This window comes from Chryseobacterium sp. NFX27 (genome assembly GCF_049887855.1).
GTDB lineage: Bacteria > Bacteroidota > Bacteroidia > Flavobacteriales > Weeksellaceae > Chryseobacterium.
On record NZ_JAGEKK010000019.1, the window covers coordinates 1 to 17,709 of the forward strand.

At 36.2% G+C, this 17,709-nt stretch carries 15 protein-coding genes; 2 read left to right on the forward strand and 13 right to left on the reverse strand.

Going from position 1 to position 17,709, the window contains the following annotated elements:
• Positions 1–543: 543 nt before the first annotated feature.
• The 9 genes from J4Q03_RS17585 to J4Q03_RS17625 all read right to left on the reverse strand — a co-directional run bounded on the left by J4Q03_RS17585 (position 544) and on the right by J4Q03_RS17625 (position 11,425).
• On the reverse strand, positions 544–1,527 hold the full coding sequence (locus J4Q03_RS17585; protein WP_426049426.1) for a hypothetical protein: 984 nt from the start codon (positions 1,525–1,527) through the stop codon (positions 544–546).
• Entirely contained in the window at positions 1,520–3,109 is a 1,590-nt protein-coding gene (locus tag J4Q03_RS17590) for a hypothetical protein (RefSeq protein WP_426049427.1), read from the reverse strand. The genes J4Q03_RS17585 and J4Q03_RS17590 overlap by 8 nt, the downstream gene beginning before the upstream one ends.
• Positions 3,110–3,253: 144 nt before the next feature.
• On the reverse strand, positions 3,254–4,123 hold the full coding sequence (locus tag J4Q03_RS17595; RefSeq protein ID WP_426049428.1) for a hypothetical protein: 870 nt from the start codon (positions 4,121–4,123) through the stop codon (positions 3,254–3,256).
• 17 nt (positions 4,124–4,140) lie between these two features.
• Positions 4,141–4,623, reverse strand: coding sequence for a hypothetical protein (locus J4Q03_RS17600; RefSeq protein ID WP_426049429.1), 483 nt, complete (start codon positions 4,621–4,623; stop codon positions 4,141–4,143).
• On the reverse strand, positions 4,620–6,284 hold the full coding sequence (locus J4Q03_RS17605; protein WP_426049430.1) for a hypothetical protein: 1,665 nt from the start codon (positions 6,282–6,284) through the stop codon (positions 4,620–4,622). Before J4Q03_RS17605 ends, J4Q03_RS17600 begins: the two co-directional genes overlap by 4 nt.
• A 73-nt stretch (positions 6,285–6,357) precedes the next feature.
• On the reverse strand, positions 6,358–7,176 hold the full coding sequence (locus tag J4Q03_RS17610) for a hypothetical protein (RefSeq protein WP_426049431.1): 819 nt from the start codon (positions 7,174–7,176) through the stop codon (positions 6,358–6,360).
• Positions 7,177–7,531: 355 nt separating this feature from the next.
• Positions 7,532–8,242, reverse strand: a complete 711-nt coding sequence (locus J4Q03_RS17615) for a hypothetical protein (protein ID WP_426049432.1) — start codon at positions 8,240–8,242, stop codon at positions 7,532–7,534.
• Entirely contained in the window at positions 8,239–9,450 is a 1,212-nt protein-coding gene (locus J4Q03_RS17620) for a PAAR-like protein (RefSeq protein WP_426049433.1), read from the reverse strand. The genes J4Q03_RS17615 and J4Q03_RS17620 overlap by 4 nt, the downstream gene beginning before the upstream one ends.
• 91 nt (positions 9,451–9,541) lie before the next feature.
• Entirely contained in the window at positions 9,542–11,425 is a 1,884-nt protein-coding gene (locus J4Q03_RS17625; protein ID WP_426049434.1) for a type VI secretion system Vgr family protein, read from the reverse strand.
• Positions 11,426–11,816: 391 nt separating this feature from the next.
• Between J4Q03_RS17625 and J4Q03_RS17630 the strand changes: the two genes are divergently transcribed.
• Positions 11,817–12,245: a DUF3592 domain-containing protein gene (locus J4Q03_RS17630; RefSeq protein ID WP_426049435.1), complete on the forward strand. Its 429-nt coding sequence runs from the start codon at positions 11,817–11,819 to the stop codon at positions 12,243–12,245.
• Positions 12,246–12,336: 91 nt separating this feature from the next.
• Here J4Q03_RS17630 and J4Q03_RS17635 read toward each other — a convergent pair whose 3' ends face one another.
• Both J4Q03_RS17635 and J4Q03_RS17640 read right to left on the reverse strand, forming a co-directional pair.
• A complete protein-coding gene (locus J4Q03_RS17635) occupies positions 12,337–13,455 on the reverse strand; it encodes an L-dopachrome tautomerase-related protein (protein ID WP_426049436.1) in 1,119 nt (372 codons plus the stop codon).
• Between the two features lie 208 nt (positions 13,456–13,663).
• The gene (locus tag J4Q03_RS17640) at positions 13,664–14,227 is read right to left on the reverse strand and encodes a Crp/Fnr family transcriptional regulator (RefSeq protein WP_426049437.1); all 564 of its coding nucleotides are present in this window, start codon (positions 14,225–14,227) and stop codon (positions 13,664–13,666) included.
• Between the two features lie 377 nt (positions 14,228–14,604).
• Here J4Q03_RS17640 and J4Q03_RS17645 point away from each other — a divergent pair, with 377 nt between their 5' ends.
• Positions 14,605–15,693 (forward strand): hypothetical protein, encoded by a 1,089-nt coding sequence (locus J4Q03_RS17645; protein ID WP_426049438.1) that lies wholly within the window; start codon positions 14,605–14,607, stop codon positions 15,691–15,693.
• A gap of 183 nt (positions 15,694–15,876) precedes the next feature.
• On the opposite strand, the gene J4Q03_RS17650 is transcribed toward J4Q03_RS17645, so the two are convergent.
• Positions 15,877–16,545, reverse strand: a complete 669-nt coding sequence (locus J4Q03_RS17650) for a phosphonatase-like hydrolase (RefSeq protein ID WP_426049439.1) — start codon at positions 16,543–16,545, stop codon at positions 15,877–15,879.
• A gap of 2 nt (positions 16,546–16,547) precedes the next feature.
• Positions 16,548–17,702, reverse strand: a complete 1,155-nt coding sequence (locus J4Q03_RS17655) for a TIGR03364 family FAD-dependent oxidoreductase (protein ID WP_426049440.1) — start codon at positions 17,700–17,702, stop codon at positions 16,548–16,550.
• Between the last annotated feature and the right edge of the window lie 7 nt (positions 17,703–17,709).

Genomic DNA, 17,709 nt, shown 5'->3' on the forward strand with positions numbered 1-17,709 from the left:
TCCTGCTTTTTACTAAAATATCAAAAAAATTCCTGAAAAAACAAATAACGGAAATCTAAACCTGAAAAATTGTAGATCGCAAACTTTGAGACACAAAAAAAGACTGCCCCTTTTGAGACAGCCTCTTGGTGAAGCGGGCGTTTTATCCTTGCGCTTAATCAGCGTGAAACGGTCATCCTTTGCTTTCCTTAAAATCATAGGGATCTTATAAAGCCTTCGTTAAAAAATATGAACTGCTCTTATTTTTCAAGAATTCCAAAGCAGAATAGAAATTACATTAACGCAAAGGTTTAATGTAATGATGCATAGACTAGAAGGGCAAAGAGAGAATCAATCTTTGATTGATTGATGAAGCAGGCGTTTATCCGTGCGCTTAATCAGCGTGAAACGGCGATCCTTTGCTTCCCTTAAAATCATAAGGATCTATAAAGCCTTTGCGTTAAAAAATATGATCTGCTCTTATTTTCAATAATTCCAGAACAGAATAGAAATTTCATTAACGCAAAGGTTTAATGTAATCGTGCATAGAGTAGCCGGCCTGCATTAATGAAATTCCTGTTTTTCTAATACGCCTTCTCTATAGATTTCAGTAGAGATCAGTGGTCCCTTTTTTCTTGTATTGAGTAAGGGTTCTCCGGTTTCTTCATTATATTTTTGCAGTAATTTATAAAACTTCCATGTTCCGGTGGGTAACCCGTTTTTATATTCTGCTTCCAGGTAAGTATAAGGATCCGTAAACTCCGGATATTTTTGTAAATCGATGAATCCGTTTGGTTTGTATTCTGTCCATTTTCCTTCTTTATGGTGATTTTTCACCATGCCCTGTTCTTCATTATCTTTATAAGGACCGTCATGATCGTAGTATCTTGTAAATTTTCCGGAGGGCAGAATCTGGTATTTCTGTAAAGGTTTTAGTTTAAAAGGACCTTCAGTCAACTCATAGTCCTGCAGAGAAATGATATAATTTTTATCGATATTAAACAGGGTATAGTTGGCAAATCCCATTTCTCCCTGATGATTAAGATAAATTCTCTTCATATCGGTCAGCTTACCGTTCTTCGTTGAAATCAGATACATTTTTTCAATAAAAGGGTCGGCATAGCGAGTGGTATTATAGACCGCCATAAAGTACAGGGAATAGTCTCCGTAACACAGAAAATCTGAGGCTATTTTAATCCGGTCATATTTTTCATTGACATTTTTGCTGAATGGCAGGAAAACATGGTATTCTTCGGGAAGCAGTATAAGATCTTTTTTTATGGGTTTTTCAAATTGTAAGGCATTGATTTCTTTCAATTTATTTTCATCCTGTATGGCAGACAGAATAGAGTCAAGGGTTATCCGCTTTGAAATATCTGAATATCCAAATGGCAGATTGATACAATCAGCTTTATTGGTGTTTAAGAAAACCGATCCTTTATCTGTTGAATGTGCCTCTGTGTTTATGCTATTTTCTGTTTGAGCCTTAGTGGAGCAGGAAAAAAGAAAAAACAGAACAGTAAAACAGGCGATATTAATTTTAGGCATATATATCTAATATTGGGGTGAAACCGTGAACATGCAAATGGTTATTGTGTCTTGGAGTAGCGGTATGCGTGGTATGAGGTAACCGCGTACTGGCATTGTCTGCAGCACTGGCATTTGAGGTATTGGAAAAATTCTCTGACCGGCCTGAGCTGAATCCAAAATCAAAGAGAATATTCCGAAGGATAACCTGGCTGTCATAATCAAAATTCGCTGCCGAAAGGACTGTATTGGCTCCGTTTTGCAGAGTCGTTAATAAATTCAGATCTCCCGCTTCTCCGTTCACATGTTCTGCACTGGGATAGCAGGACGCATCAGAATAAGAAAAGCCTTGAGACACAATATAATGAGTGTGCCCTTCCTGCCTGAATTGTGCCAGTGCCCCTAAGAAACCGGCAAATAAATCCGGCTGAACGCTCCTTCTTCTGGTGTGCTGAAATCCATACCGGATGATGACGCCGTCCCGATTATAATTGAATGCTTCAAAAATCTGTGGTCCTACACCATTATTCGCTAAAATATCCATATCGACCAACTCGACGGTTCCCTGCTGATTGGCGTACCATTTGTCGGTGGCTCCATCACCCAAAGTTCCGTTGGCATATACCAATAGCTGGTGAGCATCTATATTTTCTCCGGCCGCTCTGTTCGCAGTGAAATCTATTGTTTCCGAAAGAACTCCTCTTTGGGCCAGCGGCGGAACTGTATTGACTCTTCTTTTTCTGGTTACCGTTTCTTTAGTTCTGGCACATATCCTGTGTTCATTATCGTTTTGGTCGTAATAAAAAAAGATAACTTCATCAGAATGCCTGTTCAGAACTTTCTGAACCCTTCTTCTTCTGGATGGGTTTATACTAATCTCCTCCAATGTATTGTACGTATTACTGCTATGGTAAATGGTATATATATTTTTATTGACCACTCTGAATCTTCCTCGGTCATCATTTAAGAAAATACCGGCTCCGTTTATTTCTTCCTGACCATCTCCATAGGCACAGGGATTATTGTCTGTTCTTTCTACCGCCACTTCCAAATTAATGCTGTTTTCTGCCAGTCTTCTGGTCCAGTCATCAAAAACAGCCCTTCCGTCAGGTCTTAGTTGCAGCTTAATAATGGCTTTATTGCTATGATCACTTAAGTTGACATAATGGCCATGGCTGCCTTGTCTATTGTTAAGGGCATCAAAATTTCCAACCTGTACCGTAAACAGCCTCTGTGCTTCATATCTGTCAGGAAATACAAAACGCATCAACTGTAATGGATCTGTATTTTCTGTCATGGTACCTGCTGAAGGTCTTATGACCACATCTACACTCAAAGTCTGCATATTGCTGGTCTCTATAACCAGATATACCGTTTTTCCCAGTATGGAATCGTATGGAATATTTTGATTCAGATGATCCTGCTGTACATGAGCAGAATCAATTTTCGTGAAATTTACTCTTGTTCCATTGTCTGTTGTCGTTTTCTTGGCAAAATAAACTTCAGTAACGCGCTGCAATGAGTTATCGGGAGTATCCGGAGCCAATGGACCGTTTAAAGTCTGGGTTTGTCCGGAATCTGTTATTGTAATACGTGTTGCCATTTTAAGATTTTCTTTTTTAATGCAGGGTTTTCAATATTTCCTTAGGAGAATTATCCATGATTTTATCTTCCTTCAATAAGGTAAAGCTCAGACCTCCAAATTTTCATCCAGCTGATCCTTCGGCTCTTCAATCCATCTTATTTTTTATAGTTCTTCATGGCTTATTTCTTTTATATGATAGATGATTTTCTTTTGGTAGTTCTCTCCCAGGGAAAATTCTACGGTTAGTTTATGCTCCAAGACTTCTTTGGTTTTAAAATCTAATAAAATCTGCCCTTTATATTTGTTCAGTTCTGGAAAATCTATTTTACTGTTATATGCTATTTCTTTTCTTTTCATTTCCCCGTAAAACATTTCCCAATTTTTATCGGAAGGAATATTGCCGGTGTACTGTATCAGTAATAATTCATCATCACAACGCATATCTTCGGGTTGTACATGCTCATCTATATCTATTACGGTATTGGCCATAAAATTACTATAGCGCACGGTATGCTTTACCTGGTCTTCCTTCCCGTACCTGCCATAAAACTTATGGAGGATCATTCCAAAATGAATGTTTTTTAAAAAGTCTTTACCCACCAAATTCTCCTGTTGATAGAATGTTTTTAAGAACTGATAAGAATCTTCTGCCTGTCTGCCAACATAGGATCGGGAGAGCTTTTCTACTGTTTTTTCCACTCTATCCTGAAGAACTGACAATCCCTGGATGTTTTTTAAGTTTCCATATTCGTCTGTTATGAGCACTACATCATCATTGATCTCTGCAATTCTGGCTAAAAAATCTTTTTCGGACAGGGATAGTTCCTTATCGCGATGAACTCTGTCAAAAATTTCGATATGGTATTCAAACCTTTCTTTTTCTAAACGCTTCAGCGTCACATGAAAATTTTTGTTGAGCTCACTTCTATGCGTTTTTCCAGTGATAGTGGTATATTCATTACAGGAATAGCGGTAAAATTTCTTTCCTTCTGAAAGGTTCAATTTAATATCTATGGGAAATACGGGCTCCATAACTTTTCGCTCATTATTTACTCAAAAACTACTTTTCCTGCAGAGGAAACCCACTGACTTTTTTTGTTCCATGACCCATCACAATCCTGTTGCATCTGTTTAATTATTTTTGCTTTTTTTATGTCGATAATAGCACAGGTGTAGTTTTCATGCAGGGTACTGTCTTTATCGCTTTCATGCACATATTCTTTGATGATGCCGTCCACTACCACATACTTTGCATTAGGGGATAATGAAGAGTAGAGTTCACTTCCGGTACCTTTAAATTTAGTTCCTTTGCCTACTTTTATCTTCTTCTTGTTATTAATAATATGGAGATTATACCATAGTTTCATAGGACTGTTATAGGAAGCATAATACAATGATAAATTATGATTTAAAGTAATTGTGGTGTCTTTCCTTACTGTTTGATTCTGCACATCAAGATTTCGATGGGAAACCGTGTTTCCACATGTAATAAAAATGACTAAAATCATTAGGATGGATGTCAATTTTTTCATGATAAGTTTGAGTTTTTTTCCATTTTTTCATAACGTTTATCCATATCTGTACCTCTTCTTTTATTACCGTAATCATCAAGAATTTCCTGCTCATATGTGCCGTGCATATCTCCCCATTCGCCAGGATTTCTTGATACTTTTTCTAGTTTTTCACCTTCTTTTCTGGTTTTATTTTCTTTGGCTGTGTTGGCATCTTTTTTTGCAAAAAACCGGTCTAGTGCAGCACCAAAATCATCTTTTACAAATCCTGGTCTGTTAATGTGATGATCCAGTACGGTTGCTTTACCTAATTTTGATTTTAAATAATCCGACAATTTATAGGAATAGCCTGTAGGAGTTAAAGGAAGTACCACCTCTTTCAATCTTTTAATAAAATCCAGCACTTGTTTTTCCTGAAATACTTTATCAATAACGGCATTTACAATCGGTTGCAAAGGCTTACATTCCACTGTTTTTCCAAATAAAGACTCTTTACAGTTTTCTCTGATTTTATTTGATAATGTATTTCCCGTAATTTTCTCTGCTTTAGGATCTGATGGATCCTTATAGTATAAAATCCCGGAGTCCACCGTCCAACCACATGATACAAATAACTCGTCATATTTTTCAGGATGTTGAGCTTTAAATTCTTCAACCTGTGTAGTAAATTCACCTTTTCCGGTATGATCCACTGTTTTCTGCATGGCCCCTGCCGTTAATATCATCTGTTCACCCGAAAGGTCCCAGTCGTAGGATTGAACAGAATCTAACTTGCCTTCATTTTCAGACATTCCCACCAAAATAGCCTTTTCTTCAGCCGTAATTTTCTTTTCTTCAATCAATGTATCCCAATCGGAATAATTTTCAAGTTTTTTCGATCCCCAGTAGGCTGGTCCATATTTTTTACTATATCGGGTACAGGTAATGTCATAATTGTTTCCACAATTACAATATCTGATCTCAAACCTTTCATTGTCTTTATTTAAAAACTCATGCGAGTCATCCGGAAATTTAATCTCATCTTCTGTTCCTGTTACTTCAGCTTTGAAATATAAAAAGGCGTTTACATCCTCTCTTTTAGCAAATTTCTCTATCAGTTTCTTTAGATTTTCATCACTTTTAGGACGCATCGTTATTTCTTTTGCATAAACGAGGGTTCCGTTGATCGTGAATTCTATTTTGCTTTTCTCTTCTTCGCCATCTAAAAACTTTACAGGATTTTCATAAATGTTTTCTGCATTTTTCAATTTATTTTCATGGATCTCCACAGATAGCTTGCCGCTTGCTCCTTCACAATTGGCTACCACCCATACTTTCTTTTTAATGGTGATGCTGTTTATTCTTTCAAAATCAAAATCCGGGCTGCCATCAGCTTTTTTTGCCTGCACTTCTTCTTCCCAGGTAACTTTTACCGATTCTTTTGCTTTTAATTTTACAGAATCTTCCTGATCTGCCTTGAGGTTTCTTCTTCCTTTTTTTTCATACTTCTTTTTTACATCAGATACCAGACCTCCACTTTTAACGGTATAAGTTTCTTCTTTAGTTTCCCAAGTCATTTTAGGAACCTGTTTCGCAAAATATATTTTCACCACATTCACTTCATGATCTACCTGGTGTGGCAGATCATAAACCTTTTGATTGGGATTTACAGAATAGTCGTCTTTTTGTTGTTCGTCACTCATACCATTTTATTTTGAGCTGATTAGTAAAAATCATTTACGCTATTATATTTTGATCACTTTTAAAGATATTCATCTACCAACAAAGTTTATCTGATACTGCATATTCTGTACATTGATCAATGGTTTTCAATTTATCCCCAACAATTTTATTTTTATAAAGTGTTCTTTCTTTGGTATCACTCACTCCTGTTATCAGATATTTTCCTGTTTTGTCCCATCCATAGAAAGGGGCTTTATCGAAAAAATCTGGCATAAATATAAATCTGTTTTCTTTTTCAGACCATTTGTAAAATTGATACATATCATTGTCTCTCATAGAGCTTGCAAGATCGAGGATAAGAAGGTCTTCATATCCATCATTATCAACATCTGTTACTGATATAAAATTGTAGTCTTCATTACGAAAAATCATTTTTTTCTTACTTACAAAATCATTTTCTTTAAAATCTTTATTCTTATAATAATAATAAGTATCATAATATGAACTCTTATTGATCACTTGCCAATGCTGAAGTTCAACTGTTCCTTCTATACATTCGTAGGCAGACCTAGGTAAAAGGCCCTTGGTGTCTTCCTGTATTTCAGGAATGGTATAATTTTTTCGTCCTGCCAAATCTTCAGACTTCGAAAGTCGCAACCGAATGTCCATCTTTTTTTTATTGACTTCCAACGGAATGGTTACCACATATTGCAAAGGAATACTCAATGTATCTACATATTTTTGCATACTTTGCTTCTTGGAAGACGCCGATATTTTACCAACAATTTCCGTAGAATCAATTTTTGCTATATTGATATCCTCTTTGTCTGAGGTTCTTTTAGATTGATTTCTCGCACAGGAAATCACCATTATTGATATAAAACATATTTTCAGCTTATTATTGAAAGTCATTTGCACTATTATATTTTGTTTCCAAATCTTTAATGATTTTTAATTTTAATTTTGTGGGTAAATCTTTTAATGTAATGTTCACATTATCATTGATTTTGCATTTGTCATCCTCTCCACAATAATATTTTATATGATACAGATGTTTTTTATGGTTATAAAATATGATGTATGAGACTTTTGTATCGTTATCCCAATTCAAGGAATCCTGATAATGCCTTTCAAAGTATCACTAACTGCCATTTGTAGTATGCTAATCTTGTATTTCTATTTTTATCTGTTGAATCTTCTACATCCGATAATCCATAAAATTATCTGTGTGTCCTTTATAAGACTTATAGCCTATCCTAATAGTAATTTACAAATCTTTAAAGGATGTTTTTAGTCTGTAATTTATTAATTCATTCAAATAAACTCCTTTAATTGGGATTGCAAAATTGTTTTTGATTTCATAAAATTCTCCTGGATAATATACTTTTCTTACTTCAGGGCTCAAATTGTTTAAATTAAATTTTTCATCTTTGAAATTTGCTTTGAAGCCTTTTATATTCTCTTTCGCATATTTCAAATCTTCTATATCCTTGCTGAATTTGGGATAGCTATAGTAATTGCCATTCTTATCTTTGAACACTTTATCATATTGATATTTTTGATGAAAATAATAATTATCTTTTTTATTTTTTGAGATGTAAAGAATTACTGAATCTTTTTCTGAAAATGAAGGTTTTCCATAATGATCATATGCTAAAAATTCAATTGTATCATTAGATAAATTATTCAAAATATTTTTTACCACTTTATATTTACAACGAAATGCATTATCCGTCACAAAGTGCGTTCTAATAACACTTACTGAATCTCCGGTTTCTTCATCAATTTCTTTTTCTATAACCTTGTTATTTATATTGGGATTAAATTCTTCAACTGAAATTTTCTCTCCTATAAATGCATAAAGGTTAATTGAATCATTTCTATTGCCAACCGAAATATTTTTAGACGCTTTTATAGATGAATTACAACTAATGAAAGTTGACAATAGTGCTAAAATTACAATACGAATAGTTTTCATCTTCCAACTCTTAAATTTAAACATTCTAAGCCGATATTAACTGTTTTCTTGCCATCTCCCTTGCCATGAGTTTTTCCAATGCTGGATTTTTGTTTTCCTGATGGTGTAACTCTGCCAATCGTAACTTCTGCGTTTTTACTTGAAAAATTCCAAGAATCTAATGCATAAATATTAATATCAAGAGACTTGGAGGTATTTTTGTCCTTTTCAGAAGTACCAAAACCATTTACTGTTTTTTCTCCCCCCATAGTAGAACTTGCTGATGTTTTATTGTTATTATTTTCATGCATAAGGTTATGAGTATGTGCCTGTCCCAAAAGGGCTCCTCTTATATCTCCTGAACGAATTATTGGTTTACTATAAATTGCATTTCCACTTCCATCTTTACCTAATATAAGCTCTTCTGAACTTATAGTGGCTTCTCCATCAGTGCCCTGCTCACCTAAAACGGCCTTAATACTTGCAGAATCTCTATCCAAATAGATATAAATCTGTTGTTCAGTTTTATTGGTCAATCTATGAATTTCCTGTAACTTTTCTTGTATCTGAGCATCATCAACTGTAACAACATGGCTGTTCTCAATAAGATATTTATTTTTTTCTCCATCAGGCTCTTCATTTCCAGAATTCCATTCTCCTTTAGTTATCATTCTTATATCTCCATCTTTTTTTCCGAAATTGATAAAAACAGAAGCATCTATTTTATTAATATAAATATCTTTGATCACCTCATCTATAATATTTTCTTTTGCTTTTTCACTTATACTCTCAATCTCCGGAATTGGTTTTGCAACAGCACTATTAAATTCAGGATCACAATTGATAAAAGATTCTTTCACTAAAGCTGTTTGTTCCTGTATAAGAGAGGTTCCCAGATTTTGCCACGGACTTAATTTGATAACGCTCATGCAGGGTGGGGGAGACATGTTTCTTGCAGGCCATTTCGGGTGCCCGCAAGTTCCTTTAAACTGAAGGTTAACCATATTGTTTCCATCGCCATGTGTCGCAAATAGCTTATCCTGAAGGATTATTTCGTTTGAGGTCACTTTCAGTTCTCCGGGCGCCTGAGCATAGGGACATTTCAACTTGGCTCCATGCATTACCATTTCTCTTTTTTCTAAAGGAGAATCTTCGCTGACTCTTTTTTGTTTTTCTGCTCTTTTTTCAGAAAGCTTACGATCATGCGCTGAAGTATTCTGATTTTCCATGTCTTACTATTTTGGATTGGATTCAATTGCAGAGGCCGGAAGAATATTCGTAGGCAGCCACTGAAATTTACTTTTATCCATCGTTATAAATTTATCCCTTACTTACTTTAACGTCTTTTCCTCCCTGGAATACGGCCAATGATGTTCCTCTCAATTTTAAATCGCCTTTCGAGGTCTGTATATCGGCTTCTCCGGAAGTGCTTTTAAATGTATTACCGGTGCTTTCTGTCTGATCCTGCTTAACGGTAACGCTTTTATTTTCAGAGGTCTGTGTATATTTTTTTGTAATGGATTCGGTATGGTCATTTCCAATATGCATGGTGCTGTCCTTCCCAATCTTGGTGGTCATATTCCTTCCCACAGAAATATGCATATCTTCACCTGCTGTGAAAGTCATATTCTTCGGTGCAGTAACATGAATGTTACCCTGCCCATCCATAAAATAGGTATTTCCGCTTGGATCTTTAATGGTTACACTTTTTTCTGCATCATTCATTAAAACCTGAATACCGCTTCTCGTCTGTATAGACTTCAGATGATTGTTCACACCTCCGCCCAGGCCTACCTGCCCATGAAACATTCCGCCCATGGCAAAAGGAAAATCGGGATTGTGGTATTCAAATCCTACCATGACCTGATCGCCAATCTCAGGAACAGCTACAAAACCCCTGTTTTGTGTTATGGCATCTGTTCCACCCGCATCAGGGCTCATCATTCTGATAAAATGAGTAGTATCATTTACCTGCCAGTCAAAACGGACCTGTATTCTGCCCTGATTCAATGGATCTACATTGGATATAACAGTGGCCACCTGTGGTTCCGCTTTGGGCATTTCAAAATCAGGCTTTGGCATAAAACCCGTGCCCTCAGCGATGGCTTCAAAACTTCCTGTATAGTATCCTCTTGCGTCAACTTCGTGGCTCACCTCTGTAATCATAAGCGTTGTAAAATGTGAGGTTTCATTACTGCCGGTCTTTCTCATAGCTAGATCTGCAACACAGCCAATATAGAGGAACGGGACTGTAGTTTGTCCTGTAACGGTAAAAACCTCTACTGCTTTACTTCCCCTTGCACTCTTTTGGGAATCGTCTACATCACGGAACATATTGGCATTGATAGGGGTAGGGGTCAGTGATCGGGTGGTAAAAATAGTGTCATTCAGTTCATAAGCTTTGGAGGATAATTCTCCCAGATGCTGTATACGATCATCAGCACCTACCATTTTAGTATGACTGCTGCTGTTATAGCCAAAGTATTCCGGTTTGGTGTGAACGGCTTTCAGCTCAACATTCACATCATTTACATTGCTTCCATACACCAGCATGATAGGTTTTTCAGAAGAGGGGAGCTTCCCGAAATGAAGGACTTCACCGTCATAATAGAACTGTTCTCCGTAGGCTTCTGCAATCCTTGTAAGGTAATTGTAATGGGTTTCGTTGTATTGTGAACTGTAATTAATATAACTTTTGTTTTGGGTATCTACCCTGAAATCAAATTTGTTTGAGGCTAGTGTCTCCTTGATAATCCGGTTGGCAATAATATGAGTATTCACCTCCTGATTTCCTCCGAAACTTTGGGTATGCGGAGCAGAATCCATCAGAATAGTAGGGCTTTTTCCTTTCAAGATAATATTTCCCAGACTCATTTTTTCCTGACTGAATGCTACTTTGGTGATGAGCCCCACAAACGTTCTTTCGGGACTTTCACTTTCAGTATCTTTATATTTAAAAACAACAGTGATTCTTTTTCCTAAAAACTTTTGAGCCTGTTCAAGGTTGTGGTTCTGTGCATCGCCTAAAGAGTCATGAGCCAATACCAGTTCAAAATCATGGTGCCTTCTTGCACTTTGTTGTAGACGGAAGTGCTTGAAGTGATTGACAGCCTTGCCCTCAACCACAATGTCCAGTTTTACCACACGGTTAATCCCTGAAATGTGGTTTTCTGAAACTTTATCAGAATTTGAGGTGTTTTTCATAATATTTTGTGTGGTTTTTTGATATTATGTCACCTAAGTTAGATAAAAATATGTTGCTAAATATAAAATTTCATTAAATCTTAAAAATTGTAGTAAAACTACGATTGACTGAAAATCCCGCTTAGAATAGCTTTAAATTGATGATCTGAAGATAAACCATTATTGATTTGATTAACGTTCTGAATTGGCAGTTTTCAAATTCATCTCCGGTTCTACACCTTTCTTGAAACGCTTCTGAGTACAAATGAAATTCACATCAAATAGAGAAAGGAATAAACGGAATCTCTAATATATCGGAACGTTTTAACAATACAGATGATAAGCAAGCAATATTTACACTATATTCGCAGTATCCTGTTGTTTATCAGTTTAATATATCATAGCGGGTGAAATGGAAATAATTAAAAATAAAACGATGTGGCAATATTATATAATCCTTGCATTGGGACTGTTGTTCCTTATAGCGGCAATAATCAGCTTCCGTCATACAGTGAAATTTTTAAATCATGGAAATAAAGCTACTGCTACAGTAATTGAATTGAGGGCGTATGAATCGGATGGTGAAGTGTACGTGCCGGTCTTCAGTTTTCTCACAAGCGAAAATCAACTGGTTACATACGAATTGCCCGAGGGAAGCGATCCACCGGCGTGGAAAGTAGGAGAAACAGAGACTATAATCTATGATCCTTCCAATCCTTCCAATGCATCTTTGTATAGTTACTTCAGGTTGTTTATATGGACATTGGTGCTTCTATCCATAGCACTTCCCCTCATTGTTGTTGGTGCTGGATATTTTATTGCACAACGTTTTCTCTTATAGTTATTTTAAATTAGAGCAACGTTGGCTTAACATCTCTCTGAAAGTCACCGGCAGTACTGGTGAACATTACAAAAGACTTATGCAATAGTGACTATAGCTTTATTCTTAAAACATAATATGGAGGTTGGCTGTCGTCTTTACCGTTGTTCCACCAGGGTTTGTTCTGTAGTTGATTTGAAGTGATATATAAATATCCGTTCGCACTTAATGCAAGGCCATCTGGCCATGAAAGTAAGGCTCTATCCTGTACTAAAATAGAATATCCTATTGGTGTGGCAATTCCAATAGCATTGTTTTCTACATCGGTTATGAAAACTTCGCCCTTACCATTTATTTTAATGCCGTCAGATTTTGGCTTCGCTGTGTAATATTCTATTTTTTGAGATAATTGGCTGTCGGTAAAATTTTCATCTGCTAAATATTGGGTAGGGATTCTGAAAATTGTATGACCGCCTAAGGCCCCGAAGTATATCCATTCCATCGTTGCATCTATCGCGATCGGATTAAGCGGATAGCGTGGATTGATGATTTTTCCATCTGGGTAGGTATGACTTAATGGACGTCCATTAATTACCAAATCTTCATTTGAAGACTGAAGGGATACATCATTTTCCAGCACCCTTCGGCTATAGCCTGTCTTTAAATCAATGACTATAAAAGCAGGAACAGAAGGATATATCATTCCGCCCAAACTCATATCTGCAAGGATGGCAGTCTGATGTTTTTCATCGATAACAAAATCCTGCAAGAAAGAAGAAGAATGCAACACAGACTCAGGCAAAGTGAAAATTTTGTAGAGTTTTTTGGTTTCTATATCCCAGCCAATAAGCTTTGGAGGCTGTTTAGGAAAAGTACTATTGTCGCCAATATCCAATACCCATAAAATTTCATCCGAAACCTGTATGCCAATGGTTCTGCTTATCCCTTTTATGGAATTTCCTTGTGGTTTTCCAGTCCAGGATATGTCCGGAAAATCCTCCAATTTCCCATTGGATAAAATTTCTTTTACTACAAATTTTGAAACAGAGGCATCGCTCATCGTAATGAAAACTCTTCCTTTTTTTGATACTGCAATATTTCCGGGTCTTTCCGTTTGAAAAGACGCCACTATTTCTAAACGGTTATCTGATTGTGCGCTGGCAGAAATATTGGTCAGGAGCAAAGCAATAGCTGTTAAAAGCAGCTTTGTTATATTCTTATGTATTGTCATCGTTAAACTTTTACCTGTTTTTCAAATGCTGAACTGTTTGCTATGGATACACAAGTAAATAAGGTGAATTATTCTACTCCTGCAGTTGTGGCAAACGGACTTCAGTTATGAATGTTCGTCGAACTGTTTAAATTACAGTACAAAAGTGATGATAAAGGAAAAGCCGGTACAGGAAGTATATCACAAAAAATTTGTGATGTAGATCACGTCAGGAAGAAAGACGGCTTAATGTTTCTCTGGAAACCCCAAGATAAGAGGCTATAAATGTTTTGGGAACCCGCTGAAATAAAACAGGGGAGCTTTTTAACAATTCTTCATAACGTTCTTTCGCGTTGCTGTTGAGCAGCGATAATATCCGGCTTTGCAGGGCAATATATCCGAAGTTGGATTTACGGCGAAAGAAATGTTCAATTTTATGCATTTCTGAACACAGCTTCTCCCGGTTGGTAAGTGAAAGACATAATACTTCAACGGCTTCAATACAATCGATATTTAATGTTGCTTCTGTCTGGTTAAAATAAGCCTGAAAATCTGAAACCCACCAGTCTTCCATGGCGAATTGCAGAATATGTTCTTTTCCATCATTATTGGTGAAAGAAGCTTTAAGTAAACCTTTAACAACAAAGTAATCGTTTATTACTCTATCTCCGGCCTGTATTAAGAATTGATGTTTTTTGAGTTTCTTCGGGGTGAAATGAGTGAGGATATAGTCAAATTCCTGATCAGTTAAGGATGTGATTTTCTCAAAATGTTCACGTAATAGTTTGCTCATTATGGTAAGTATGATCTCTCGTAATAAAGTATCTTAGCTCAGGAAAATGCGGTCTGCTTCGGAGTAAAATTACAAAAAAATATAAAATAACACTTAACTCACTTCAATAAATGATGCATCATTAAAAGGTAAAACAGAGATTTATTTTAGAGAACTGGGGATTCTGTCGAAAGATATCCAATAGATCCTGGTGATCGGTTTTCAGTTAATATGCCTTCTTTTGTAATTGGAATTCCAGGGAGCATTTAGATGTCTCGTTTATTGTTTACATTTACAGTATCCGCTTCTGAAGTGGGTGTAAAAGGTTCGGAAAGAAAGGAATATCAAATATCAATTTTATGTGAGATTAAAAATCACTATTAAATACACGTAATATAATGAACAATATACAACCATTCAATGGCTTACAGACAATAAGCAGCAAAACTGACTTGGGTATCGTTACGACCTTAACAGCGAAAATTGGAATTTCAGAACGCGGAAGTATTGCGTTCGGAGATAAAACACTTTTGGCCAATTATGTATATGATCGTGGTGAAGATTATAAATTAGTTTATACTGTTATTGATGTGGATGGCAATGCGGAAAGTTTTGCAGATGATGAGGGTATTTTGCCTACTTTGTTTCTTAGCCCCGGCGGAGAAAATTATGTTTCAGTTATCCCTTATCATCCTACTAAAGAATTAGAGATAAGCATCCCTGTTTTTAACAGGGGAACTATCGAGTTACCAAAAGCCAATAAGCCTTTCCTGGGTGATTATATAGGAATATCCAATCAATATTCTATTTTTTTCTATGCCGATATATGGTCCGAAAAGCAGCCTGATAAAATGGAAGCCATAGAGTTTAAAGATGGCATGATAATTAAGAAGCATACGGTCAAAATTCCTTTACCACGAAACAATAAGATTTTTATAGCCGACAATGAAATTCATCTGCTGACTACTGTTGAAAATGGTTGGCTGCACCGTCAAATTGATGAATTGGGAAATATAAAGAATGAAAGGCAGATAACCAGCAGTTCTGAGTTTTTCTGGCAGATATTAAGCTTATCTTTTGAGGAAGAATCTTATATTCTTTGTGAAGAAAATGGTAAAATATCGGTTGAAATCATTACCGTAACTGGTGATTGCCGAAATAAAGAATTGATAGACATCGGGGATGAATTTTTCAATACCTGGCAGCCGGAAAAAATAGGAGATAACACTTCCGTAACCAGATTTAATGGAGAATTCGGGAACGGTTGGCTGACCACCAAAAATGATGAGCTACTGGAAATTTTCTACAATAAGGATACAAAAGGGTATCGTAATTTGATTACTGACGAAGTTCTGGAATTGCAGAGTGATTTAATTATTTCAGGTCTTAATAAAACTGCTGACAACGCTTATGCTGTTGTTTTTTATCCGATGACAGATGATAGAAAGAAAAAGAAAAATTTGTTTGTCCTCAATAAAGCTATATAATAACGGTGAATGAATATTTGGAAATTCAGATTATAAAAACCTTTTTCTTGCGCTAATGTACTTGACGAATATCACTTACAAAAAATCCCATCTCAGATCTTCACTGTCCTTGTTATTTTAAATTTATTGTAAGATTGAATTAAAACTGATTACAGAAAATATCTGCAATCAGTTTTTGAAGTATTAAAAAAGAATATTTTCAGCTTCTGGAAGAGTATTTAAAATATGATCAGGCAATGCCAGTTCGAGTTGTGCTCTGGTTTGCGCACCGCTCAGTACGGCAATGGTTATTCCGCATCCTGCATTTTTTCCTTCCTGAATGTCGATAGAGGAATCTCCCGCTTTCAAAACTTCTCCGGGATCAGTGATTCCGAATTTTGACATGGCAAGAATAATCATTTCAGGACTTGGTCTGCTTTCAGACACATCGTCGGCAGTAATCAGTGCATCATAATGTTTATCAGCCTTCCAATTTAGTTTTTGGAGCAGCTGCTGTGCAATTTTTTGAGTGTAGCCGGTATTTAAAACGACTTTTTTGCCCTCAGCTTTTACTTTTAATAAAAATTCTTCCACACCAGCGATGGGTTTTACGTTGAGATCATTGTAGGCAAGTACCAATTCATCGGAGAAATTTTCGAATATGGCTTCAGTGTCTTCTGTATTTCCGCCAATGTTTTCCAGCAGATTTTTAATGGCTTCCGCTTTTTCCATGCCGGCGCAGAGTTCAAGCACTTTATCCAAAGTTACCTTGTAGCCATAGTCATTTACCGCCTTTGTAAGTGTTTTATACACTACATTATCTTCATCTATCGTTGTTCCGGCCATATCCAGAACCAATAATTGTATATTCATTTCTAAGAAAAAATTGTATTGATATTAAATTTTGCGAAGCCGCCGCTTCCGGTCATTCCTTTTCCGCCGATGCCTGTTACGATATGAATATTGGGCGAAATATGGTGCTCGAAAATATCTTTGGTTTTACATTGGGAATACATTCCAAACCATCTTCTCTGTATTTCGTAAGTAGGAAGGTCGATTATCTTTTTTGCTTCCCCGATCATAAACTCGTCGATATCCATATTTAAGTCATAGCCGAGATCGTCTGCATTTTTTGCGTCAGCGTATTCGTGAGAATCACCGATAATAACGGATCCATCCAAAGCCTGTTTAAACAGAATGTGAATCCCGAATTTCTTTTCAAAAGAGTTTTTATCCTCTTTTTCTTTAATGGTTTTAAATGATGTACATTCGCTGAAAGACTCATATCTTCGGATGGAAAGTCCGGTAAGAATATTGCCGGGAAGAGAGTAAATTCCCTGTGGTTTGGTTTGCAGCATCTGCAGTTTACTGACTTCAAGATCGCTTTCATTAAAAACTTCAGGATACAAAGTTTTAAACTCGTGTCCGCCACAGATAATGATTTTTGAGGCATTCAATTTCTTTCCTTCTGCGGTTACAACGGTACATTGATAATTATTTTCAGTTGTTTCAACGACTGTGGTATTATAAAAAATATCAAGACCCTCCTGGTTTTTCAGGTATTGATGAAGCTTTATAATCATCTCACCTGAATCTACTGAGATCTCCTGCGGAAAGAACAGCCCGCCTTTGCAGTAATCGGATCTTAGACCATCAAACTTCTGAATACATTCACTTTTGGAAAGAATGACTGATTCATAATCGTTATTTTTATTGATCTGGGCAAGCTCTTCGATGAGCTGCAGCTCTTCATCATTGGACGCAATATATACCGAACCATTCTGTCTTACGGTAAGATCGGCTTTAGACTGCAAATCTTTATAAATTTTTAAGCTTTCTTTTCCGAAATTCTGCCATTTGATATCCATTCCGGAGGGAACGACTTGTCCGAAATTTCTTACGGTTGCTCCCTGAAGAACAGAATTTCTTTCCAGAATTGCTACTTTAAGGTTTTTCTGCAATGCATGGTAAGCGTGAAATGTTCCTAAAATTCCGCCCCCTACAACTATTAGATCATATTGAGTATTCATATTCATT